We start from the raw sequence: 23,128 nt of genomic DNA on the forward strand, positions 1-23,128 counted from the left end.
ACAAGCGACAGGTCCCTCTCCGAATCCGTGGGCCGGGCAAGGCCGGGGATACTCGGCCGTTCCGGCGCAGCCGCGAATCAGCCGAGGCTGAACGGTCGGCCCCACAGGGTGACCACGGACATGACATTGTCGGTCTCGACCTTGACCCGTACGAACGAGCGCGCCTGCGCGTATCCGCCGCAGCCGGTGAGGTCGATGGTGGTGTCGGACCAGGTGACCGACCCACTGTTGCCGTCGAAGGAGTTGTTGGTGGCGTGGTCCTCGTTGCCGTAGTCGTCGGGCTTCTCGATATCGAGAACATAGAAGGATTCGGCCTGACCGGGGCCGACGGTCAGATTGGCGCTACTCTCCCCACTGGGGCTGATATCGACGGTATCGCCCTCGACGCTGACATCGGCGCCCGCCTCACCCCCGACACCGCCGCCGGCGATATTGACCTGGCAGCCCACGACATAGCCCGGGTAGATTTTGCCGCCGACATCCTCGCCACCGGCGATCTCGACCTGTGCGCTACCGGAGACCCAGGCATTGCGGTGGACCGGGGTGGCACCCATCGAAGGACTGATGGTCGCGGACTCGCCGACCATACGCACGGTCACCACCGTGCCGTCGGACAGCGTTTCGACGATTTCGCCGCCGGGCAGCGGCACGAAGGTATCGGCATGGGCGGCTCCGGTGGAGAACAGGCCCAGCGCCATCGTGGCGGCCGCGCCGGCACCGGCCAGGCGCGCCAGATTCTTACGGTTGAACATGTGTTTGTGCCCCTCTGGGGTTGAATTCGCTACAGCGAGAGGTATGTGGTGGGTGAATTCGACCGATGCCGGCGTCAGCCGATACTGAACGGCTGCCCGTAGAGGGTGGTCTTCGAGTAGTGGTCACCGATGATCTCGACCACGGTGTAGGCCCGGGCCTGTGCGTAACCGGCGCACCCCTGGATCTCCATCTCCACGTCCTGGTATTCGACCGAGTAGACACCGGGCTTCTCGATGTCCTTGAGTTCGATCTGCACGAATTCGACCTCGCCCGGGCCCAGTTTCACCCCGATCGAGCCGCCGATACTGCCGCCACCGACCTCGAGACCGAGGGAGCCACCGAGGCCGATCGCGTTATCGGCGATGCTCACCTGGCAACCGACGATATAGCCGGTATTGATCTGCGAGGCACCATGCGTAGAGGAGTTGTTGGTGCCGTCCTCGCCGGTCGGGCCGTTGTTCGGACCCGCCTCGCTCTCGGGGGTCACGGAGACATCGGCGGTGGCCCTGCCGGAGACCCAGACGGTCCGGCCCGCGCCGTTGGCCGCCATGGACGGCGAGACCAATGCGCTCTCATGGGTGCGGGTGATCTTCACGCCGGGCCCGATCTTCTCACCGTCGGGCAGCGGCACGAAGGTGTCCGCGTGCGCGGCACCGGTCGAGAACAGGCCCATCGCCACAGCAGCGACAGCGCCGACGCCCAGAGCGCGCATACCGCAGTGCAAACCGGTGGTGCGGTTCTTGCTCATATTTCCCCTCATCAAGGTTTTCAGCGACACCCGCCATCGCAGCGATCGACGGCGGGGCGGCCCGAGAACAGGCTTCATAGAGCTTGAGGGACGGCTGTAGCCACCAGATGAACCCGGAACCGCACAACCGGTGAACACTCGAATACCGTGCCGCTGATTCGGTATGGCGCCCGGGTGAGGGCGAGGTAGCCGAGAGGTAACGGATGGTGGGGCAACAGGGGCGGCAACCGGCTGCCGGGGCGGCGCGGAAACGGAAATACCGGCCCGCCGCAGCTGCGGCGGGCCGGTATTCGTGCTGGTGCGGGGGTTCGAGCGGTTGTCAGCCGAGACTGAAGGGCTGACCCCACAGGGTCACCCAGCTGATCACGTTCTCGGTTTCCACCTCGACGCTCACGAACGAGCGGGCCTGCGCGTAGCCGCCGCATCCGCTGAGGCCGATGGTCTCGTCCGACCAGGTCACCGAGCCGCTGGTGCCCTGGAAGGAATTGTTGGTCGCGTGGTCCTCGTCGCCGTAATCGTCCGGAGCCTCGATATCGAGGACGTAGAACGATTTGGCCTGCCCGGGCCCCAGCGTCAGGTTGCCGCCGGTTTCACCGCTCGGGCTCACGCTGCCCTCGCTGTCGAAACTGGCGCCGCCGGCGACCCCGGCACCACCGCCGCCGATATTGACCTGGCAGCCCACGACATAGCCGGGGAAGATGGCGCCACCCGCGTCGCTACCGGCGATCTCGACCTGCGCGCTGGCCGAAACCCAGGCATTGCGGTGGACCGGAGTGGCACCCATCGACGGGCTGATGGTCGCGGACTCGCCGACCAGGCGCACAGTCACCACCGTGCCGTCGGACAGCGTTTTGACGATCTCGCCGCCGGGCAACGGCACGAAGGTATCGGCATTGGCGGCACCGGTGGAGAACAGGCCCATGGCGATGGTCGCGGCGGCGCCGGCACCGGCCAGGCGCACCACAGTCTTACGGTTGAACATGGTGGGATCCTTCGAGGGGAGAGCTCGCGGACTACGCGAGAGGAAATTCGTTTCGATACGACGCGGACGGACCCGCCGGCTCAGCCGATGCTGAACGGCTGCCCGTACAGAGTGGTCTTCGAATAGTGGTCACCGATGATCTCGACGACCGTGTAAGACCGCGCCTGCGCGTAACCCGCGCACCCCTGGATCTCGATTTCGGCATCCTGGTACTCCACCGAATACCGGCCCGGCTTCAGGATGTTCTTGTAGTCGATCTGGACGAACTCGACCTCGCCCGGGCCCAGTTCCACACCGATCGAGCCGCCGACATTGCCGCCGCCGACCTCGAGGCCCAGCGAGCCACCGAGGCCGAACGCATTCTCGCCGATGCTCACCTGACAGCCGACGATATAACCGGTGTTGATCTGCGAAGCGCCGTGCGTGGACGAGTTGTTGGTGCCGTCCGCCCCGGTGGGGCCGTTGTTCGGCCCCGGCTCGCCCTCCGGGGTCACCGCGACGTCGGCGATCGCGTTACCGGAAACCCAGACCACCCGGCCTGCACCGTTGGCCGCCAGCGAAGGCGATATGACGGCATGTTCACCGGTGCGGGTGATGGTTACTCCCGGTCCCGCCTTCTGACCGTCCGGCAGTGGCACGAACGTATCGGCATTCGCGGCGCCCGTCGACAGCAGGCCCACGGTGACAGCGACAGCCGCTCCCACCCCCGCGATCCGGGCACCTTTACTCACACCGTCGGCGCGGTTCTCGCTCATATTTTCCCTCATCATTTCGGACAAACAGCACGACCGTCGAGACTCGGACCAGCACTCTCCGGCTCCGAACAGTGTTTCGCTCGTTTGTTACCCACAGGTGACGACTTGTTATTTCGATGCAACGCCGCAAAACGGACATTGCGCACGAAAACGGCCGACGGGGTGCACGGACTCACCCTCGCCGGACCACCTTTGCGGTGGTCGGCGTCCCGAGATTAAACGTTCGACAACAGACCGGACAAAGGTTGCATTCGCTATATTCTTATGTGATTCAAATCACATCAAATAAGCGCATTACGTGCATATACACGTAAAATCCGGGGCCGCTCAGCGCCCCGGCAACCGTCCCAGTCGCGGGAAATCCGACATACGGAAAAATGACGAGAACCGGCCGACAGGCGAACAGCGGCACTGCCGCCGGGCGAATTACGACGGCCGCGATACCTGAGCCTTCCGGAAATACCCCGCACTACCCCCACGATATCGGCGCTCGGTCGATGAGCGACCGAAAAGCATTGTGCGCCAATAAGTTCGAATAATCAGCCGACCCCGCCATGATGCGGCGGAACCTGCGAGCGCAACCACTCGTCCTCGTACTCCGAGCGAGACCCGTCGTCCCGTTCATCCCGCGTGGTGGCCGGCAGCACCTCGCCGAAAACACGATCCAGCCGGGCCGGATCCCCCGCCCGGCGACGTGCCCGGCGGGGACCCTCGGAGGACTCGCCCTCACTCATCGTGCCCGCTCACTCCAGCAGGCCGGACAACTCACCGATGACGCGGCTCGCCAGCGGTCCCAAGGTGGCCATACCGTCCCGGACAGCGGCGCGCGTCCCCGGCAGGTTCACCACCAGGGTGCTCCCGGAAATCCCGGCCAGCCCACGCGACAATCCCGCGTCCAGCGACCCCGCCACCCGGCCGGAGGCCCGCAGCGCTTCGCTGATCCCCGGCAGATCACGGTCCAGCACCTCCGCCGTGGCCTCGGGGGTCACATCGCGCGGCGACATACCGGTCCCGCCGACCGAGATCACCAGGTCCACCCCACCGATCACCGCGGTGTTCAACGCGTTCCGGATCGCCACCTCGTCCGCCTCCACCGAGACCGACGCGTCGACCAGGAAGCCCGCCTCGGTGAGCAGTTCGGTGACCAGCGGTCCCAGCGAATCCTCACCGCCGTGCGCCGTTCGATCGTCCACGACCACGACCAGTGCGCGCCCCGCCACAGGAGCATCGATTTCCATACCGCTCACCGTAGCGTCGACCCCGATCGCCGTGTGCTCGCCCCCGGTCACCAGCTGCATCATCTGCCTCCTTCCACCGCCGCGGCGGCAAGGGTTACCTCGACTGTTTTGGTATTACCGCCCCGGGCATCGGTATACGTGACTTTCACCTTGTCTCCCGGTTGTTTCGACCGCACCGCGGCGACCAGCGCGTCGCCCGAGTCGATGGTGCGGTCGTCGAGCCGGGTCACGATGGAGCCGGCCGGAATCCCCGCCCCCGCCGCGGGGCCGTTCGCGGTGACATCGAGAACACGAGCGCCGTGTACCGATTCGTCACGCTGCACCGTCATCCCGATCTGCGCGTAGGTGGCGCGGCCCGTGGTGATCAGTTCATCGGCGACCCGGCGCGCCTGATCGACCGGGATCGCGAACCCCAGACCGATCGACCCGCTCTGCTGACCGCCCGCCCCCGACGAGCCCAGGCTCGCGATGGCCGTATTTATCCCGATCAGCCGACCCGCGCCGTCGACCAGCGCGCCACCGGAATTCCCCGGGTTGATCGCGGCATCGGTCTGGATCGCATCGATCACCGGGTTCGGGACCGTGGGATCGTTACCGCCCTCACCGGTAGTGGATACCGGGCGATTCAGCGCCGAGACGATACCGGTGGTGACCGTCCCCGCCAACCCGAGCGGCGAACCGATGGCCATCACCGGCTGACCCACCTGCAACCCGGCCGAGCTACCCAGCTCGATCGGCTTCAGATCCGTTCTGCCACGCGCCCGCACCACAGCCAGGTCCGAGACGGGATCCGCACCCACCAGAGTCGCCGGAGCGGTGCTGCCATCGGAGAAAGTGACCCGCATATCGCTGTTCCTGCCGCCACCGGCCGCGACATGGTTATTGGTCAGGATCAGCCCGTCGGAAGACAACACCACCCCCGACCCTTCCCCCTGGCCCGCGTTACTGGCCACCTCGATCATCACCACCGACGGGAGCACCTGCTGAGCGACCGCCTGTACCGATCCGGCGGGCGCATTCGCGGCATCGCGGATCTCCGGCACGGGCTTGTCCAACGCGTTGACCACCGCGGGCCCTTCGCCGGAACGGGTGACCAGTGCCCCGACGGCACCGCCGATACCCCCGCTCACCAGGGCGAGCGCGAGACCACCCGCCACCAGCCCGGTACGCACCGAGTTCCGGCGCGGCGCGGGCGGTGGCCCCGCGGCGAAGAACTGCCCGTGTTCCATGGGGGGCAGTGGGCCGAACGAGCCCCCCGCCGGATACCCGGCCGTATCCGTCTGCTGGTCGCCCGGAAACCGCGGCCCCCCCGTGGCCTGCGGCCCCGCGCCCATCGGCTGCGGTCCCGCCTGCGCATGCGGGGTCGAGGGCGGCACCGGTCCTGAATCCGGCCGGTCCGGCCGATTGGTGAAATCCTCGGTCATGGTTTCTCGTTTCTGCTCATACCCGCTGTCCAGACTGCCGACAGCGACTGAGAACGGACTGAGAGCCGGGTTTGATTTGCCCCGCCTCCGGCGGGTCGGGGTTCGGGGGATGCGCCGATGCGCGTTCCACGGTCGTGGGACGCTTGCGCACCACCGTAGGGATTCGTGGTCCCGGTCTCCACACGGGCTTGCGCGCCGCATCCGGCACCGCGGGGCCGCGGCGGCTACCGGGCCTTGTGAGCGGTGCGCCGGCGCACGGCTCGGGTACCGGAGTCATGGGGCTCCATTCCCAGTCGGTTGCTGCGGTCTCTGCCATTCTCTCGCTCCGGACCCGAAGCGGGCCACGACCGGGGACACCGGCCCTCGGGAAAGCGCGGGCGAGCCCCGGATACCCGGTCCGTCGTCCGGCAACCATGCGGGAGTATTTTCCCGGCCGATGGGTTCGGTAATTCCGATATCGTTCTTTCCGGTGGAATCATCAGTCGAATCCCGATAAATACTTACTCCAGGTAACTGTTATTCGGTTTCCGGGGTTTCCGGGCGGTATTCCTCGGGGGACGGATTCTCGCCCGGTAGTACGATCCGGATCAGCGCACCGCCGCGGTCGGAGATATCTATGGCAATGGTACCGCCGTGTTTGGTTACGACCTGTTTCACAATTGCCAGACCGAGGCCCGAACCGGGCATGGAGCGGGACGCGGTGGTCCGGTAGAAGCGCTCGAAGACGAGTTCGCGTTCCGCGGGCGGAATACCGGGGCCCGCGTCGTCCACCGATAATTCCAGCAGCCCGCGGCCGGTCTCGGCCATCACCACCCGGACCGGTTCACCGGCCGGGCTCCATTTGGCGGCGTTGTCCAGCACGTTGAGAATGGCACGTTCCAGAGCCGCATCGTGACCGTAGACGAACCAGGGGCGCAGGTCGGCGTCGAATTCCACCGCACCGCGGCGGCGCACCCGCTCCAGTGCGCGCTCGGTCACCTCCCCCAGATCGACCCGCTCGTAGACGGTCTCCGGCGCATCCTCACGAGCCAGATCGACCAGATCGCCGACCAGGTTCGACAGTTCCTCGATCTGCGCCATCACATCGGAGCGCAACTCCGCCATATCCTCTTCCGGAATGGCCGGCGCATCGGGTCGGCTCGACGCGATGAGCAGCTCCATATTGGTGCGCAGCGAGGTCAGCGGGGTGCGTAGTTCGTGTCCGGCGTCGGCGACCAGGCGGCGCTGCCGGTCCCGGGATTCGGTGAGCGCGCGCAACATGGTGTTGAAGCTTTCGGTGAGCCGGGCCAGCTCGTCGTCTCCCGTCACCGGGATGGGAGTCAGATCGTCGGTACGCGCGATGCGCTCCGTGGCGGCCGTGAGCCGGGCGATCGGGCGCAGGCCGGTACGGCCGACCGTCGTCCCGGCGCCCGCGGCGAGCACCACCCCGCACGCCCCCACCGCGAACAACAGCCAGGCCAGCCGGTCCAGCACCTCACGGGTCGGTTCCAGCCGTTGCGAAATGATCAGGGTGACCCCGGAGTCCATCCGCTCCGCCAGTACCCGCTGACTGTCGTAGGTGCGCAACGAGGACGAGCGCGCGCCCCGTGCCACCGCGATCTCCTCGGTACCGATCGGCGGAGTGGTCGGCTGCGGCGGGATATAGACGGGCAGGGCGCGTTCGGGTGAATCCGACACCGCGGGCGGGTAGATCAGCGCGACGCCGATATCGTTCGAGAACAGGGTGGCCACACCCAGCGACTGGAACGCCATACTGTCGATATCGCCGCTGATCATGGTGGCCGCGCGGGCCTGCAACTGGGCATCGACCTGACCGTAGAGGGCGCGGGCGACCATGGCGTAGGCGGCGATAGAAGTGATCGCCACGAAAATCGCCACCAGCGAGGCGGCCAGCAGAGTGACCCGCCAGCGCAAGGAGACCGTCCGGGTCAGCGGAGTCGGCGGGCGCATGGGTGCGGGCTCGTCCGGCCAGGGCCGGCCGAGGGTGGCCACCGTGTGCTTCTTGGCCGATGGACGGGGATTACGTGCCATGCCCGGGCTTACGGCGGGGTCTCGCGCAGCACGTAGCCGACGCCACGCACGGTATGGATGAGCCGGGGTTCGCCGTCGGCCTCGGTTTTACGGCGCAGATAACCGATGTAGACCTCCAGCGCGTTACCGGAGGTCGGGAAATCGTAGCCCCAGACCTCCTCGAGGATGCGGCCGCGGGTCAGCACCCGGCGCGGATTGGCCATCAGCATTTCGAGCAGTGAGAACTCGGTGCGGGTCAGCGAGATGGGCCGCGAACCCCGGGAAACCTCCCGGGTGACCGGATCCAGCGACAGATCCGCGAAGCGCATGGCCTCGGAGATCTCCCCCTGGTCGGGTGCGCGGCGGCGCAGTAGCGCCCGCAACCGGGCCAGCAGTTCCTCGAGCGCGAACGGTTTCGGCAGGTAGTCGTCGGCACCGGCGTCCAGGCCGGCCACTCGTTCGGACACCGAATCGCGCGCGGTCAACACCAGGATGGGCAGATCGTCGCCCGTACTGCGCAACCGGCGGCACACCTCGAGCCCGTCCAGTCTGGGCATCATCACATCGAGTACCAGAGCGTCGGGCCGGTCCACGGTGGCCTTCTCCAATGCGTCGATACCGTCCACCGCCAGATCGACGGTGTAACCGTTGAAGGTCAGTGATCGGCGCAGCGACTCCCGCACCGCACGATCGTCGTCGACCACCAGAATGCGCATAACACCAGTTTGACCGTAGCGACTGAGAGGCTACTGAGAGGGGGTTCCGGCCGTAGCGGGGCCGCGGGTACGGATCTGCGGCCCGGTCGCCCCGCCGTCCGTGCGCCCTTACAGCGAAACAGCAACGGCTTCTCATTCGAGGGAAGCTTCGTGGGATGGGCGAGCGCACGGCGATGGCGTGGAAGCGCCACCGCGACCTGGTAATCCATCCCGTTACCAGATACCACATTACCGACCTGTGATATGCCACGAAACCGGTTACACACCCGCTTTATTCGGGTATAACCGTCTGAACGCCCCGATTGCCCGCCGGTACCATGCACGGTATGTTCCGATCGGTAAAAACTAGACCTCTGGTTGGCTCAGCGCGGATTGCATCATAACTGAAACGGCCACGCACCAAAGAGGTCGAGCGTGATGCGGAGGCGACAGAGGCGGATGGAAACCCCGCGACCGTGGCAATTCAGCCTGTCCAACTGGTCGGTCACCCGCAAGGTCGGCATCGTCCTGGTGTTGCCGGTCGTGCTGGCAACCCTCTTCGCGGTGCTACGGATCAACAACGAGCTACGGACCCTCGAACAACTCGAGGCCGCGACCGAACAGTCACGCATCATCGCTCCCCTCGTCGACTACAACGCCGCCGTCGAACATCTCGCGGTCACCGCCACAGCCGACTGGACCGACAACTCCGCACCGCGGGCCAGTACCGCCCTCGCCCGGTTCGACTCGGCCCACGAGACCCTGGAACGGGCCCTGGACTCCAATCGGATCCGCCCCGAGGTCTCCCGCGAACTCGCCTCGGCCCTCACCCTCGGTAGCACCATGCGCAGCGGCCTCAGCACCGGCTCCCCCGCCATGGTCGGCGACCAGGCCGATGAGGTCTCGGTACGGCTCGGCAATGCGCTGGCGCGCTCCCCCATCGTGGACGACCTGTCGATTCAGCGGTACTTCCTCCAGGTGAGCGCCATCCAGAACGCGCGCCGCTCACTCACCGCGCAACGCTTGGTGATCAGTTCACCCACCGCAGAGGACAATCCCGCGATGCGGGCCCGCGTCCTCACCTCCGGCGGGGCCGAGCTCAGCATGATCCACCAGTACGGCCAGATCCTGCCGGATGTAGCGGGCAATATGCGGCCGCTGCTGGACGCCGTCCAGACCCGCCTGGCGATCTTCAGTCAGGGGGCCCCGGGTGCGTTGACCGACCCGGCCGCACACGATTCGCTGGACGCCAGCTCACAGGCCTATGAGGCCACGACCGATCAACTGACGGCCACTATCACCGGCGCCCTGCACCATGCGACCGTCTCCGCGCAGAACAGCGCGCTGCGCGAGACGGCGCTGCTCATCGCCGCGCTGCTGGGCGGCCTGACCCTGGCGCTCGCCGTCGCGCGGACCCTCGTCGTACCGGTGCGCCGGCTGCGCCGGGATGCGCTCGAGGTGGCGCATGTGCGCCTGCCCGCGGAACTCGAACAGGTGCGCGGGGGTGCCGAGACACCGGCGATCGAACCGGTGGGCGTCCAGGGCACCGAGGAGATCGGCCAGCTGGCCCGGGCCGTGGACGAAATGCATCAGCGGGCGCTCGAGCTGGCCGCTGATCAGGCACGGTTGCGGGTGCAGATCGGCAATATGTTCGAAACCCTCTCGCGGCGCAGCCAGTCGCTGGTCGAGCAGCAGCTCGGCATCATCGAGGAACTGGAACACGACGAAGACGATCCGCAGCGGCTGCAGAGCCTCTTCCGTCTCGATCACCTCGCCACCCGGATGCGGCGCAATGGTGACAACCTCCTGGTTCTGGCCGGAACGGCACTGCGCCGCGGCCAGCTCGAGCCGGTCCCGCTCTCGGATATGTTGTGGAGCGCGGTCTCCCAGGTCGAGGACTACCAGCGGGTCGAGATCGGCCATGTACCCGACGGTGTCGTCGCCGGCGAGCCGGCGGTCGATATCGAGCATCTGCTCGCGGAGGTCATCGACAACGCGCTGCGCTACTCCCCGCCCAACACCCCGGTGGCGGTGACCGTTTCACGCGCCGTCGACGGTGGCTACCTGATCGAGATCACCGACCGCGGACTCGGTATGGCCACCGAGGATCTCCAGGCCGCCAACGCGCGGCTGGCCTCCGGCGGTGAGATCAATGTCGAAACAGCGCGCCGGATGGGTCTGTTCGTGGTCGGCCGGCTGGCCAAGCGGCACGAGATCACCGTGAGCCTGCGGCGCACCTCGACCATGGCCCAGCAGCCCGGTATCACCGCCAGCCTGCATCTGCCGGGCCTGCTGATCTCACCGGATACGAGAGCCGAAACCCCGGAAGCCCCGGTGAACGAGCCGTCCCAGCCGGAGCTGTCCCGGCCCCCGGCGCGGCAGCTGGTACCGGTGCCCGATCTGCCGACCCCCGAATCGTGGCGCTCGCAGTCCGCCCCGCCGGCACCGGCGCCCGCAGCGCCCACGACCGCGACATTCGGTACGACTCCCGCCGGCCTGCCGCAACGCCGGCCCAGCGCCGAGCTCCCGGCGGGCTTCGACAGCGGCAACGGTCGTTCGAAGAGCAACGGCTCCCCGGATACTTTCTCGGCGTTCGATCCGGTTCCCGAACCCGAGGACGCACCCACCGGGTTGTGGTCGGAAAGCCACAAAACGGGATCGTTCCCGGTTCCGGTCGACACGGCCTTCGGCCGGCCCGATCCGGGCACCGCGGAGCCGCCCCCGGAAGGTGGAGAACGGGCCCGGCTCACCGCGCCTTCCGGCCTGCCGATCCGGCGCCCGGGTACCGAGCGGGAGGATCCGATCGGCCGTTCCGGGGCCGTGGCGGAGGAACCGGCCGCGACCACGACGTCCACGCGGTTGCAGCCGGTCGGCGGGGAAACGCCGACCCCGATCTATCAGCGTATGGTTTCGGAATGGCTCGTCGAGCCCGCGACCGCGCAGGACCGGCCACGCCAGGACTGGACGACACCCGCCGATCCCGGCTGGCTGGCCGCTGAGGACGCAGCCAAGCCGACTTCGGATTCCAAGACCGCCAACGGACTTCCCATCCGCAGGCCGGGCGCTCAACTGGTTCCCGGCGGCGTAACCCCTGTCGTGGACGACGCCCCGCGGAATCCGGAGGAGATCCGGAGCAATCTGACCAGACATCTGAGCGGGGTCCGCAGCGGGCGGGCCGACGCACAGCACAATGACGGAGGGCTTGCATGACCGACGACCCGAAGAACAGTACGGACGAGAACCTGAACTGGCTGGTCGCCAGATTCACCCGGGACGTACCGGGTGTCTCCCATGCTGTCCTGGTCTCCGCGGACGGCCTGCTGCAGGCGGTCAGCCCTCACCTGCCCGCCGACCGTGCCGAACAACTGGCCGCCGTGACCGCGGGCCTGGCCAGTCTGTCCACCGGTGCGGCGCAGTTGTTCGACGGCGGCAAGGTGATGCAGTCGATCGTGGAGATGCAGCGCGGCTATCTCTTGGTGATGAGCGTGGGCAACGGCTCGCATATCGCCGTGCTGGCGAACAAACAACACGATATCGGCCGGATCGGCTACGAGATGGCACTACTGGTCGATCGCGTCGGTTCGGTCGTGAGCGCAACCGCTCGATCCACCGTCTGAACGCCATGTCTCAATTCGGCCAAGGTATGCCCGGTTTCCATACCGATGGGCCCGATTACGGTCCGGGGGCGCACAATTTCGGTCCGGGCGCACAGCGCCCGGATCCCAGCTCTTCCCAGTACAACACCGGTGCCTATCGGTTCGGCGGCCGACCACAGCAGAACAGCTCACGCCGGGCCGGGCGGGTGCGCCCGTACGCCATCACGGCCGGACGTACCCAGCCCGCGGTCGAGCTGCCGATGGAGGCAGTTATCGAAACCATCTCCTATCATGGACAATTCGAGTGGCCGTCCGGCGACATTCGGGCCGAGATCCTTCGTCTCGGAACACACCAGTTGTCGGTTGCCGAAATCGCCGCGCATCTCGATCGCCCGCTCGGAATGGTCCGCGTCGTCATCGGTGATCTCGTCGTGGACGGCAACCTGCGAGTGCATTCGACTTTGACCGAGCAGGCGAGCTATGACGAGCGCCGGTCGCTGATGGAGAGGACATTGCGTGGACTCCGAGCCCTTTAGCAAGACACAGGGTGGTGCCGCGGCGGATACCGAGACCCGCGTCGCCTCGACCAAGATCGTGGTCGCCGGCGGATTCGGTGCGGGCAAAACCACTTTCGTGGGCGCGGTATCGGAGATCGTGCCGTTGCGCACCGAAGCCATGGTCACCAGCTTCTCCGACGGCATCGATAATCTCGACGATACGCCGGACAAGCAGACCACCACGGTCGCAATGGATTTCGGGCGCATCATCTTGCCCGGCAACCTGACCCTCTACCTGTTCGGCACCCCGGGCCAGCGCCGCTTCTGGTTCATGTGGGACGACTTGATCCGCGGCGCCATCGGCGCGGTGGTGCTCGTGGACACCCGCCGGCTCGAGGACAGCTTCGCGGCGGTGGACTTCTTCGAGGCCCGCAAGCTGCCGTTCCTGATCGCGGTCAACCGGTTCCCGAACGCACCCCGTTTCGCCATGGCCGAACTCCGGGAGGCCCTGTCCGTGCGGGAGGGGGTGCCCATCGTCGATATCGACGCCCGTGACGCCAAAGAGGTCCGGCAGGCACTGGCCGCCGTCACCGAATACGCGATCAACCGCTTGAAGGCCCAGGAGTACGAAGGAGCCGCCCGGCATGGTTGAGCTGCGGGCCGCGGAAACGGTCGCGAGCATCGAACTGTTCACCATGGGTTACTGGCTCACCCTGCTCACCGCCACGATATCGGCCGTCGGTATGTTCGTCGGCCTGGCGTGCGCGGTCAACGGCCGCCGGTCGGTCCGGTTCCGGCCGGTCTGGATCGCCGCCGCGGCGGTGGCGATCGGCGGGGTCGGGGTATGGCTGGCCGGTACGGTCTCTTTGCTCGGCATCTCCATTCCCGGTGCGGTTCTGCGCTACGACATCTCCGGACTCACCGGATCGCTGATGTTCGCGATAGGGGCTGTTTTCTTCGGCCTGATGATCGCGGGTCGCGAGTTCCAGGTGCGGCGTATGGCCGCTGCCGCGGGTGCGCTCGGGGTCGGTTTCGCCATCATGCTGTGGCTGCAGCTGACCTCGATCGATGTCCAGGGGTCGGTATCGGTCACCTTCTGGCTCTTCCTGGTCGCGGTCGTGTTCGCGGTGGGTGCTTCCTCGCTGTGCCTGTGGCTGTTCCAGCGGTTCCGTTTCCCCGCCGCCCGGGTGGGGTCGATCGCGCTGTTCGCGGCGGGTGTGGCCGCTCTCTACTACACCGGGATCGCCGGCTTGGAGATCCGGCTGGATTCCACGGCCGAGCCGGCCCAGGGCATGGAGTTGTTCGGTTACGCGTTCCCGATGTTCGTCATCGGCCTGCTCTCGCTGGCGGTACCGATCACGGCGGTCCTGGTGGCGCCCGACCGGTCCGAGGAGCGGATCGTGCCCGCGAAGAAGGCCGGCCCCGAGGGCAGGGGTACGACGGGTGATCCCGGCCCCGGCGGTACCGGCGACTCCGAGCGGCGGGAGCTCCGGCCCAATGCCGCGGCGGCGCTGGCCCAGCGCGCCCGGCCCCTTCCCGAACCGGCGCACTGATGCGTATGGAAACGGAATTCGTGCCGGAACAGGAAACCCTGCTGCGCGATCTGGGGACGCAGGTACGCGGTCTGCGCACCGAGGTGGCCGAACTCCGGGTCGAGATCAGCGAGATGGAGGCCACGGTGGCCGACCTGGCCGACCGGGTCGATACCCCGGCCCGGGTCGAGTTGCCCTGGCCGGTATCGCTGCTGTTGCTTCCGGCCGCTCTCACCTTGGCCCTGATCCGCCAGGTCGACGAGCTCGCCCGGGCGCTCGCGGCGGAATGTGAACCGCAGCGGCCGCTCGAACCGGATGAAAGCCCCCAGAATTGGCGATGAGCGGGTCTCCCATTTCTGGGAGACCCGCCCTCACGCACGAGGATAACCGGTCCAGGCCGATAAATCAGCACTACGACACGTTTTTCCACCGATCGCCCTTCGCGTGTCGAGAATTGCCGCGTTCCGGCGACCTTCCCCCGCAACCGAGCAGCTAGCCGGTCGAGCAGGTGAGAAGGAGGGTGCGGATTGCGAACCGGTTGCCGGTACCGCTTCCCGGACCGAAACCGCACCGCTGGATACGGCTGCCACCCCGGCTGTTTCGTATCCAGGGGGCTCGACACCGCTATCGGCGTTTCAGCTCGAGCAACCCGCGCCGCGCCGCCTCGGCCAACCGGCGCGGCACCCGGTGCACCACACCGTCCACCGTGACCGGCACCAGATCGGGTGGACTCGCCTTCCAATTCGCCCGACGGCTACGGGTGTTGGACCGCGACAACCTCCGCTTGGGGACTGCCATCTCAGTTCTCCTTCCAGGCCCGCGCGGCGCGCTTGCCGTATCTGCGTTCGAATTTCTCCACCCGGCCCTGGGTGTCGAGCAGGCGGTTCGCCCCCGTCCAGAAGGGATGCGAATCGGCGGTCACATCCACCACGATCAGCGGGTAGGTTTCTCCGTCCGACCAGGTGATCGTCCGCTCACTGGTGGCCGTGGAACGGGTGCGGAATCGGGTACCGGTACCGGCGTCCTCGAAAATCACCGGGTGATAGTCGGGATGGATACCTGCTTTCATCATTTCTCCTTCCGGGCGTGATCGCCCGTATCACCGCCGCGTCCGTCGCCGGTGGCGGCGGGATGCGGTTCCTCCGGGTCGCAGGGGTCGGCATGCCATTCACCGAAGGGGTCGGGCCACTGCGCCACCTGATGCGGCGACCGCTCGACCAGCCGCAGCTCCGTATCGTCGACCAGGGCCCAGTGCAATGCTGTGCGGATCTCGTCCGGATCGGCGCCGTGGATCAGGACGACGAGCGAGATATCGCGGTCCCCGAACCGTTGGTCCCAACGCAGTCCGGCCATCGCCAGCCGTTCCGGCTCGACCTCCGCGAGTTCTTCCGCCGACATGGCGGCCAGCCAGCGGCCCGCGCCCCCGACCCGCAGCCCGCCGCCGGCCGATTCCAGCCAGACGACCTCGTCGGGCTGCGTGGCCAGCCACACCCGGCCACGGGCGGTGACCACCCCGTCGAGCAATACGTCCAGCGCCTCGTGCAGCCGGTCCGGGTGGAAGGGCCGGCGCGCCGCGAATTCCATGAGTTCCACGCCGTTGTCCGGGCCCAGGGGTGGCTGATCCCGCAGCAGCGGTGCGTGGGCGTCGAATACCCGCCCACGCCGGGAACCGGCGGGAATCCGGCTCAGCAGTTCGTCCAGCGCGCTCGTCGTCACCTCCGCGCCCGAATCCGCCCACAGGACCGGGGCCGCCGGGATCAGCCGGGAGAACACCGCGCCGAGCCGGGAGCGCTCCAGGGCGTCCGCCCCCGCGCACTCCGTCACCACCAGAGCGTCCGCGAAATCGACCTGGCCCACCGCGAGCTGAGCCACGGTCCGATCGTCGTCGGCCCATGCCCGGCCGAGTTCGGCCAGTGTTTCCTCGCCGGTCGCCGCGGCGAACCAGGTTCGCGCGTCGAGGGCGGCGAGCACGGCCGCCACCCGCACATCAGCGGCCGCCGGGCCGTCCACTCGTCCGACGACACCGGCGACCACGATCTCCTCGATACCCCGGCAGACCGATTCCGCCTCGATCGCGGGGTCCAGGGCGAGCACGATACGGCGTACCGAGTCCCGCGCGGCGAGAGTGCACAGCAGGGGCAGCAGATCGGCTTTCAGCGTGCACGACACACAGCCGTGCGCGAGTTCGTGCACCGATACCGATGTGGTGCCGTCGAGAGCCACCGTCCGGCGCACGATTCCTTCCCGGAGCTCGGCCAGATCGTGGCGTACCACCGCGGTGCCCGTGGCCGCACCGAGGGCCCCGGCCACGAGATCGGCGGCGGCGAGAGCGCCGTGCAGACCCGCGACCACCACGACAGGCGTGCGGCGGTCACGGGGACCGGCGGATTCCGGTAACTGTGCGGGATAGGACACCATCACCCTTTCGGTAATGATTTTCAATTGCTACGCGGCACACGGTACAGTCCGAAGCCACCGTTGTCGAAAACGATTGTCATCATCGTCGGCAACCGGTCTCACCGTTCGCAGACGAAGGGAGCCGCATGTCGGCGCACTGTCAGGTCACCGGTCGCAGACCCGGATTCGGCAAATCCGTCTCGCACTCGCACAAGCGGACCAGCCGGCGCTGGGACCCGAACATCCAGCGCAAGACCTACTACCTGCCCAGCGAGGGCCGCCGGATCACCCTGAACGTTTCGGCCAAGGGCATCAAAACCATCGATCGCGACGGGATCGAGGCCGTGGTGGCCCGGATCCGCGCCCGCGGCGAACGAATCTGAGCGAGGCAGCATGGCATCGAAAGCCACCGATATCCGCCCGGTGATCAAACTCCGCTCCACCGCGGGGACCGGCTACACCTACGTCACCCGCAAGAACCGGCGCAACGACCCGGACCGGATGGTCCTGAAGAAATACGACCCGGTCGTACGCCGGCACGTCGACTTCCGCGAGGAACGCTGATGGCCAAGAAATCGAAGATCGCCCGGGACGAGCAACGCCGGCGGATCGTGGCACGCTACGCCGAGCGGCGGGCCGAACTCAAAGAACTCATCCGCAAGCCGAGCACCCCGGCGGACGAGCGCCTGGCGGCGCAGGCCGCCCTGCGCCGCCTGCCCCGCGACGCCAGTCCGGTACGATTGCGCAATCGGGACACCGCCGACGGGCGACCGCGCGGTTATCTCCGGAAGTTCGGCCTCTCGCGTGTGCGTGTGCGGGAGATGGCACATCGCGGAGAGCTACCCGGTGTGCACAAATCGAGCTGGTAATCCCACCGTGAGTTAGGAACCGGTCATATGGCAGTCAAACGAGGCCCGTCGAAGAAGGTCCGCGCGGAGCAGGCCCGCCGGCCGAAGAAGAACCCGCTGATCGCCGCGGGTATCGAGACAGTCGACTACAAGGACGTGAACCTGCTGCGCACCTTCATCTCCGACCGCGGCAAGATCCGCAGCCGCCGGGTCACCGGGCTGACCCCGCAGCAGCAGCGGCAGGTCGCCGTCGCGGTGAAGAACGCGCGCGAGATGGCGCTGCTGCCCTTCACCAGCCGCTGATTCCGCGAACCGCGAACGCCCGGGACCGCCTATACGATCCCGGGCGTTCGCTCGTTCCGGGCGGCTTCCCACCACAGGCCCTCACCACGGCCCGCCATTACAGTGGTGCCCATGACCACCTCCCGGGTATCCCTGGCGTTTCTCGCCTTCTGCGCGGTCTTCGCCGTCACGGCCTGCGGAAATAACGGCGGTAACGATCCGGAACCGGTCCCGTCCCCCACCTCGGCCGCGCCCACCACCCCGGCGCCCCGCACCCCGACCGAAGACCCCACGGCCGATCCGGGACAGATCTTCACGCCGGATCCCACGCTCGTCGGCGCACACCCGATCCCGTTCACCTCCTGGACCAGAGCGGGCGAGAACAGGATCGCGATCCACTTCGAATCCGGCGTCCCCGAATGCTATGGGGTGGACACCACCGTCACCGAAACGGACAGCACCGTCACGATAGAACTGCGCAGCGGTACGCGCGCCGATGCCACCGACAAGATGTGTGTGATGGTGGCGGTCTTCGGCACGCTGGAGGTCACGCTGGAGGCTCCCCTCGGCGACCGGCAGGTGCTCAGCGCCGTCTGAACCGGGCGCGCGGAGCCACCACTTTTCCGGGCTACCTTCTCCCTGCCACTGTTCCTAAGGTTCTGCGGTACGACCCGTGGTCGCCTCGGCGACCGAACCAAAGGAACAATCGATATGCAGCGAATACTCGTCTCCGGCGCCATCGCGGCGGCAATACTCTTCGGACCGGTGACCGGCATCGGCACGGCCGCCCCCGGAACCGGCCTTCCCCTCGAACCGCTCACCGGTGACTCCGTCCCGCGGCCGGTGCTCTCGTCCGGTGACACCACGGGCTCGGCGTACGGCCAGGGATCCAGCGGATCCGCACTCACCGGCCCGGTCGATTCCGGCTCGAGCTCGCCGATCATCCCGCTCTACAGCACCCTTTCCGGCGCCGGCGCCCCGTGCCGGCCGATCACCCTGTGCCTGTTGCCGCGCACCCTGTGAGCCGCGCTACCGACGGCATACCCGTCGCGGAGGGAAGACCTGAACTTCAGGGGCACAATGATTCCCGACTGTTCCGGCCCCAGCGATCTCCCTGGCGTCGCGGCATGGACGAAGCATCCCGATCACCGCGATGCTCGACCACAAAGAAACAGCGAACATACGATGTGCGCTCGTCTCCAGCGCCCTCATGGCGTAGCGCTCGGCTCGGTGGCCGGGGCCGCCACGGCATCGGCCGGAATCGGACTCCCGCTCGAGCCGCTCACCACGGCGCCGAAGCTGGTGCGGGGTCCCGGTAACACGCGGTCCACGATCGGCCACGAGCCCGGTGATTCCGCGCTCACCGGCCCGATCTCCCGTGGATCGGCGGATAGCCCGGTCCGTCCCATCGCCCCGTGCGAACCCCTCCACTGCTGATCGTGCGCCACCGTCGAAGCGACGGCTGATCGCCGGTGGTGTCCGCTCGCAGCGGACACCACCGGGACGCCACCTGCTCAGTGGGCGAAGTGCCGGGCTCCGGTGAAGTACATCGTGACCCCGGCCTCGCGCGCCGCGTCGATCGAGTCCTGATCCCGGACCGACCCACCGGGCTGGACGATGGCGCGGATACCCGCCTGCAGCAGCAGCTGCGGCCCATCGGGGAAGGGGAAGTAGGCATCCGAGGCCGCCACCGAGCCCTTGGCCCGGTCGCCGGCGCGCGCGACGGCGAGCCGCACCGAATCGACGCGGTTGACCTGGCCCATCCCGACCCCCACCGAGGCACCGTCGTGGGCGAGCAGAATGGCGTTCGACTTCACGGCCCGGCAGGCGCGCCAGGCGAATTCGAGATCCGCGAGGGTTTCGGCATCCGCGGGCTCGCCGGTGGCGAGGGTCCAGTTGGCCGGATCGTCACCGTCGGCATCGAGTACATCGCGCTGCTGCACCAGCAGGCCACCACTCACCGGCCGCAGCTCCGCGCCGCCCGGCGCGGGGGGTTCGGCGATCAAGATCCGCACATTCTTCTTCCGCTGCAGCACCTCGACGGCGCCATCGGCATAGGACGGCGCCACGATCACCTCGGTGAAGATCTCCGCCACCTGCTGGGCCATCGCCACCGAGACCTCGCGGTTGGCCGCGATGACCCCGCCGTAGGCGCTCACCGGATCGCAGGCGTGCGCCTTGCGGTGGGCTTCGGCGATATCGGCACCGGTGGCGATACCGCAGGGATTGGCGTGCTTGATGATCGCCACCGCCGGGCCACGGTGGTCGTAGGCGGCACGCAGCGCGGCGTCGGCGTCGGTGTAGTTGTTGTACGACATCTCCTTGCCGTGCAACTGTTCGGCTCGGGCGAGCCCGCGGCCGCCGGAACCGTCGGTGTAGAGGGCGGCCCGCTGGTGCGGGTTCTCGCCGTAGCGCAGCACAGCCGCCCGCTCCCAGCTCGCGCCGATCCAGGACGGGAATTCCGCGTCGTCGGAGGACTTGTCGACCAGGGTCTCCGACATCCAGGTGGCCACGGCCACGTCGTAGGCGGCGGTGTGCTGGAACGCCTTACCGGCCAGGGCGATCCGCTCCGCCAGCGTGAAACCGCCCTCGGCCACGGCCGCGCGGACCCGATCGTAGTCGCCGGTGTTCACCACGACCGCCACCGACGGATGGTTCTTCGCCGCGGCCCGCACCATCGACGGCCCGCCGATATCGATCTGCTCCACACATTCGTCCGGGGTGGCGCCGCTCGCGACGGTCTCGCTGAACGGGTAGAGATTCACCACCACCAGCTGGAACGCCTCGACACCGAGTTCGGCGAGCGCGGCGAGGTGTTCGGGTTTACGAGTGTCGGCGAGAATGCCCGCGTGCACCCGCGGATGCAGGGTTTTCACCCGGCCGTCCAGGGTTTCGGGGAACCCGGTCAGATCCTCGACCTTGGTCACGGGAATACCGGCGTCCGCGATTCGCGCGGCCGTCGAACCGGTGGACACCAGCTCCACGCCCGCGGCGTGCAGGGCGGTCGCCAGCTCCACGAGCCCGGTTTTGTCGTAGACGCTCACCAGCGCCCGGCGGATCGGCGTGCGCTCACTCACCGGAGAACTCGCTCATCTGGGATAACTGCCTTTCGTCCATCGGAGACAATTCCTCGGGCGGCGACGGCGGCGACAACCTCCACCAGTAACCGTCGCTCCACGATTTTGATGCGTTCGTGCAGACCGGCCTCGTCGTCGCCGGGTTCGACCCGGACGGGTTCCTGGGCCAGAATCGGGCCGGTGTCCACCCCGGCATCCACCAGATGCACGGTGGTCCCGGTGACCCGCACCCCGTAGGCCAGCGCATCGCGTACTCCGTGCGCTCCGGGGAACGCGGGCAGCAGGGCGGGGTGGGTGTTGATGATCCGGCCGCCGAAACGCTCCAGGAACACCGGACCGAGCAGTTTCATGAACCCGGCACAGACCACCAGATCGGGGGAATATCCGGCCACCGCCTCGGTGAGCGCCGTATCCCAGGCGCCACGGTCGGCGTAGTCCCCCACCGCCACCCGGAACGCGGGAACACCGGCGGCCGCGGCGTGTCCGGTGGCGGCGCATTCCCGGTCCACCCCGACAGCGCGGATCCGCGCCGGATATCCGGGATCCGCCGCGGCTTCGATCAGGGCGCGCAACAGCGAGCCGGTCCCCGAGGCGAGTACGACCAGGCCGGCCGGGGTGGAATCGGTGGTTTCCGGGGCGGTCAGGGCTCAACTCCTGAGGTTCGAAGGGATGATGGGCGGCTGCGCCCGGGCGGGAACGAGCCCGCGGTACGAATAGAGCCTAGTAGACGCGGTCGGCGGCGGATCCGGCGGCGGTCGGCTCCCCACCGCTGCGGGAACGGCGCGCGCCTACCGTCCGGAATCTCCGTCGACCGTATCGGGATCGACCACCTCGACATCCACGATCTCGGTGCCCTCGGAACCGGCCGGCACCCGCGGTCCGGGCGCGGCCGGACGGTCCTCGACGAGCTCGACGTCCAGGGGCGCTTCCGGCCCGACCCGCTCCCCACCGGGTGGATTCGGCGTTCCGGTCCGGCTACCGGACTCGTCCGCCGGGAGTTCGGGCAGCCGGCCGGACGGCAGCGCGGGGATCCGCACCGGGCCGGCGGCGAATTCGTCGTCCTCGTAGTCGTCGTAGGGATCGAACAGGGCATCGGGATGGCGGAGCAGCGGAGTCGGGAAGGACACCACGAACGTTCGCGCGAACAACAGGCCCGCGTATCCGGGAACGGCCAGCCAGGCGAAAACCGCCAGGGCGAAGATCGGCAGTTCGACCCCCAACCGCCCGAAGTTGCCGAGTTCGCCGCCGCACAGCGCGGCCAGCACGGTGAGGGCGAAACTGCCCAGGCCGGCCGCGGCGAACAGCGCCCACGGCGCGCCGGGCCGGTCGTAGCTCACCCGGGCCGATTCCACCCCGGCGTAGACACCCACCGCGGCCGGGACCAGTAGCAGTACCGCCCACCAGAGCACCGCGGGCCCGGCCGGGACGGCCGCGACGATCGGCACGGCCGGCACGGGACCGCCGACCACGGTGAACACCCCCACCGACGCGTCACCGAATTCGACGCCCGGACCCATGAGCACCCCCACCGTCGCGAGCACCGCGTTGGGCAGGTACATCAGGGAGAGCAGCGTGAGACCCAGCACATCGACGAGACCTTCCGTATGCCGGTATGTCTCGCCCACTCGTGACCAGTGCACCAGCAGGGCCAGTACGAGCACGATCGCGGCGGCGGCGAGGAGCCGCAGCACCGCCCTACCCGCCACGTACGCGGCGGCGATCGAATCGTAGGGCAGGCTGTCGAAGACCCGTTCGCGGCAGCGATAGCCGACCCCGGCGGCGGCGGCGAGCAGATGCAGTACCAGTACCCAGAGGAAGGCCGCCAGTGGATCGGGCCGTTGCAGGGCAATGGATCCCGAGGCGTCCTCGGTCACCGCGAGGCATACCGCGGTGATCAGCAGCGGCCCACCCACCGCGGCACCGCCCAGCCAGCCGAGTTCGGCGCGGGTGGGTTCGGTTCCGGTTGCGGTGGCCGCCTCCCGGGCCGCCGCCGCGAGCAGCAGCGCGGTGGGCAGCACGGGCAGCAGGCCCAGCGTGGTACTGCCGATGAGCAACGGCACCTGATGGACCGCGAGCCAACCGGCGGCCACCGCACCGCTCAGACCGGTGAGGTCGCTGCTCGCGGTGAGCAGAGTCGCCAGCATCACGACAACGATGACGGCCGAGAGATAGGCGGCGGGACGGAAGGCGACGAAGAGCAGCACCCGAGCGCGATCGGGCGGCAACGCGAGCGAGCCCGGCTCACCCCGGAACGGGTGGCTCGACGAGGTACGCGGGGCACTCATGGATTTCAG

General features: G+C 67.9%; 27 protein-coding genes. 12 read left to right on the forward strand and 15 right to left on the reverse strand.

Annotation, left to right across the window (positions count from 1 at the left end; all coding sequences use genetic code 11):
* Nucleotides 1–77: 77 nt before the first annotated feature.
* The 9 genes from ACYR7D_RS02655 to ACYR7D_RS02695 form a co-directional block, all read right to left on the reverse strand.
* Nucleotides 78–752 carry an MspA family porin gene (locus ACYR7D_RS02655; protein WP_459548041.1) on the reverse strand — a complete coding sequence of 225 codons (675 nt, stop codon included), beginning with the start codon at nt 750–752 and terminating at the stop codon, nt 78–80.
* Nucleotides 753–826: 74 nt separating this feature from the next.
* Nucleotides 827–1,501: an MspA family porin gene (locus ACYR7D_RS02660; protein WP_459548042.1), complete on the reverse strand. Its 675-nt coding sequence runs from the start codon at nt 1,499–1,501 to the stop codon at nt 827–829.
* A 319-nt stretch (nt 1,502–1,820) separates the two neighbouring features.
* Nucleotides 1,821–2,483 (reverse strand): MspA family porin, encoded by a 663-nt coding sequence (locus tag ACYR7D_RS02665; protein ID WP_459548043.1) that lies wholly within the window; start codon nt 2,481–2,483, stop codon nt 1,821–1,823.
* A gap of 80 nt (nt 2,484–2,563) precedes the next feature.
* A complete protein-coding gene (locus ACYR7D_RS02670) occupies nt 2,564–3,238 on the reverse strand; it encodes an MspA family porin (protein WP_459548044.1) in 675 nt (224 codons plus the stop codon).
* Between the two features lie 539 nt (nt 3,239–3,777).
* On the reverse strand, nt 3,778–3,972 hold the full coding sequence (locus tag ACYR7D_RS02675) for a hypothetical protein (RefSeq protein WP_459548045.1): 195 nt from the start codon (nt 3,970–3,972) through the stop codon (nt 3,778–3,780).
* A gap of 9 nt (nt 3,973–3,981) precedes the next feature.
* Nucleotides 3,982–4,536 (reverse strand): MogA/MoaB family molybdenum cofactor biosynthesis protein, encoded by a 555-nt coding sequence (locus tag ACYR7D_RS02680; RefSeq protein ID WP_459549985.1) that lies wholly within the window; start codon nt 4,534–4,536, stop codon nt 3,982–3,984.
* Nucleotides 4,536–5,900, reverse strand: coding sequence for a S1C family serine protease (locus tag ACYR7D_RS02685; RefSeq protein WP_459548046.1), 1,365 nt, complete (start codon nt 5,898–5,900; stop codon nt 4,536–4,538). The genes ACYR7D_RS02680 and ACYR7D_RS02685 overlap by 1 nt, the downstream gene beginning before the upstream one ends.
* A gap of 516 nt (nt 5,901–6,416) precedes the next feature.
* On the reverse strand, nt 6,417–7,850 hold the full coding sequence (locus ACYR7D_RS02690) for a HAMP domain-containing sensor histidine kinase (protein WP_459549986.1): 1,434 nt from the start codon (nt 7,848–7,850) through the stop codon (nt 6,417–6,419).
* An 89-nt stretch (nt 7,851–7,939) separates the two neighbouring features.
* Nucleotides 7,940–8,626, reverse strand: a complete 687-nt coding sequence (locus tag ACYR7D_RS02695; protein ID WP_459548047.1) for a response regulator transcription factor — start codon at nt 8,624–8,626, stop codon at nt 7,940–7,942.
* Between the two features lie 438 nt (nt 8,627–9,064).
* Between ACYR7D_RS02695 and ACYR7D_RS02700 the strand changes: the two genes are divergently transcribed.
* The 6 genes from ACYR7D_RS02700 to ACYR7D_RS02725 all read left to right on the forward strand — a co-directional run bounded on the left by ACYR7D_RS02700 (nt 9,065) and on the right by ACYR7D_RS02725 (nt 14,571).
* Complete coding sequence (locus tag ACYR7D_RS02700) at nt 9,065–11,815, forward strand: sensor histidine kinase (protein ID WP_459548048.1); 2,751 nt, start codon at nt 9,065–9,067, stop codon at nt 11,813–11,815.
* Entirely contained in the window at nt 11,812–12,222 is a 411-nt protein-coding gene (locus ACYR7D_RS02705) for a roadblock/LC7 domain-containing protein (protein ID WP_459548049.1), read from the forward strand. The genes ACYR7D_RS02700 and ACYR7D_RS02705 overlap by 4 nt, the downstream gene beginning before the upstream one ends.
* A 185-nt stretch (nt 12,223–12,407) precedes the next feature.
* The gene (locus ACYR7D_RS02710; protein ID WP_459549987.1) at nt 12,408–12,737 is read left to right on the forward strand and encodes a DUF742 domain-containing protein; all 330 of its coding nucleotides are present in this window, start codon (nt 12,408–12,410) and stop codon (nt 12,735–12,737) included.
* Entirely contained in the window at nt 12,718–13,350 is a 633-nt protein-coding gene (locus ACYR7D_RS02715; protein ID WP_459548050.1) for a GTP-binding protein, read from the forward strand. The genes ACYR7D_RS02710 and ACYR7D_RS02715 overlap by 20 nt, the downstream gene beginning before the upstream one ends.
* Nucleotides 13,343–14,251, forward strand: a complete 909-nt coding sequence (locus ACYR7D_RS02720) for an MHYT domain-containing protein (protein ID WP_459548051.1) — start codon at nt 13,343–13,345, stop codon at nt 14,249–14,251. The genes ACYR7D_RS02715 and ACYR7D_RS02720 overlap by 8 nt, the downstream gene beginning before the upstream one ends.
* Complete coding sequence (locus ACYR7D_RS02725; RefSeq protein WP_459548052.1) at nt 14,251–14,571, forward strand: hypothetical protein; 321 nt, start codon at nt 14,251–14,253, stop codon at nt 14,569–14,571. The genes ACYR7D_RS02720 and ACYR7D_RS02725 overlap by 1 nt, the downstream gene beginning before the upstream one ends.
* A 283-nt stretch (nt 14,572–14,854) precedes the next feature.
* Here the strand turns inward: ACYR7D_RS02725 and rpmF are convergent, their stop codons facing one another.
* Genes rpmF through mrf form a run of 3 tightly spaced genes read right to left on the reverse strand, consistent with a single transcriptional unit; the run spans nt 14,855 to nt 16,648 of the window.
* The gene (gene rpmF, locus ACYR7D_RS02730; RefSeq protein WP_459548053.1) at nt 14,855–15,028 is read right to left on the reverse strand and encodes a 50S ribosomal protein L32; all 174 of its coding nucleotides are present in this window, start codon (nt 15,026–15,028) and stop codon (nt 14,855–14,857) included.
* 1 nt (nt 15,029) lies between these two features.
* Nucleotides 15,030–15,299, reverse strand: coding sequence for a type B 50S ribosomal protein L31 (locus ACYR7D_RS02735; protein WP_459549988.1), 270 nt, complete (start codon nt 15,297–15,299; stop codon nt 15,030–15,032).
* Complete coding sequence (gene mrf, locus ACYR7D_RS02740) at nt 15,299–16,648, reverse strand: ribosome hibernation factor-recruiting GTPase MRF (RefSeq protein WP_459548054.1); 1,350 nt, start codon at nt 16,646–16,648, stop codon at nt 15,299–15,301. The genes ACYR7D_RS02735 and mrf overlap by 1 nt, the downstream gene beginning before the upstream one ends.
* Nucleotides 16,649–16,773: 125 nt before the next feature.
* On the opposite strand from mrf, the gene rpmB reads away from it, so the two are divergent.
* From rpmB to ACYR7D_RS02770, 6 genes are all read left to right on the forward strand, one after another.
* Nucleotides 16,774–17,010: a 50S ribosomal protein L28 gene (gene rpmB / locus ACYR7D_RS02745; protein WP_459548055.1), complete on the forward strand. Its 237-nt coding sequence runs from the start codon at nt 16,774–16,776 to the stop codon at nt 17,008–17,010.
* 10 nt (nt 17,011–17,020) lie between these two features.
* Nucleotides 17,021–17,191 carry a 50S ribosomal protein L33 gene (rpmG, locus tag ACYR7D_RS02750; RefSeq protein ID WP_459548056.1) on the forward strand — a complete coding sequence of 57 codons (171 nt, stop codon included), beginning with the start codon at nt 17,021–17,023 and terminating at the stop codon, nt 17,189–17,191.
* Nucleotides 17,191–17,496: a 30S ribosomal protein S14 gene (gene rpsN, locus ACYR7D_RS02755; RefSeq protein WP_459548057.1), complete on the forward strand. Its 306-nt coding sequence runs from the start codon at nt 17,191–17,193 to the stop codon at nt 17,494–17,496. The genes rpmG and rpsN overlap by 1 nt, the downstream gene beginning before the upstream one ends.
* A 27-nt stretch (nt 17,497–17,523) precedes the next feature.
* Nucleotides 17,524–17,778 carry a 30S ribosomal protein S18 gene (gene rpsR, locus ACYR7D_RS02760; RefSeq protein WP_030522354.1) on the forward strand — a complete coding sequence of 85 codons (255 nt, stop codon included), beginning with the start codon at nt 17,524–17,526 and terminating at the stop codon, nt 17,776–17,778.
* Between the two features lie 111 nt (nt 17,779–17,889).
* Complete coding sequence (locus ACYR7D_RS02765; protein ID WP_459548058.1) at nt 17,890–18,354, forward strand: hypothetical protein; 465 nt, start codon at nt 17,890–17,892, stop codon at nt 18,352–18,354.
* 114 nt (nt 18,355–18,468) lie between these two features.
* Nucleotides 18,469–18,780: a hypothetical protein gene (locus tag ACYR7D_RS02770; RefSeq protein WP_459548059.1), complete on the forward strand. Its 312-nt coding sequence runs from the start codon at nt 18,469–18,471 to the stop codon at nt 18,778–18,780.
* Nucleotides 18,781–19,271: 491 nt separating this feature from the next.
* On the opposite strand, the gene purH is transcribed toward ACYR7D_RS02770, so the two are convergent.
* The 3 genes from purH to ACYR7D_RS02785 form a co-directional block, all read right to left on the reverse strand.
* Nucleotides 19,272–20,834: a bifunctional phosphoribosylaminoimidazolecarboxamide formyltransferase/IMP cyclohydrolase gene (purH, locus tag ACYR7D_RS02775; RefSeq protein WP_459548060.1), complete on the reverse strand. Its 1,563-nt coding sequence runs from the start codon at nt 20,832–20,834 to the stop codon at nt 19,272–19,274.
* On the reverse strand, nt 20,831–21,478 hold the full coding sequence (gene purN, locus ACYR7D_RS02780) for a phosphoribosylglycinamide formyltransferase (protein ID WP_459549989.1): 648 nt from the start codon (nt 21,476–21,478) through the stop codon (nt 20,831–20,833). Before purN ends, purH begins: the two co-directional genes overlap by 4 nt.
* 144 nt (nt 21,479–21,622) lie before the next feature.
* The gene (locus ACYR7D_RS02785) at nt 21,623–23,119 is read right to left on the reverse strand and encodes a cell division protein PerM (RefSeq protein ID WP_459548061.1); all 1,497 of its coding nucleotides are present in this window, start codon (nt 23,117–23,119) and stop codon (nt 21,623–21,625) included.
* Between the last annotated feature and the right edge of the window lie 9 nt (nt 23,120–23,128).

Source organism: Nocardia sp. X0981, from assembly GCF_977089955.1.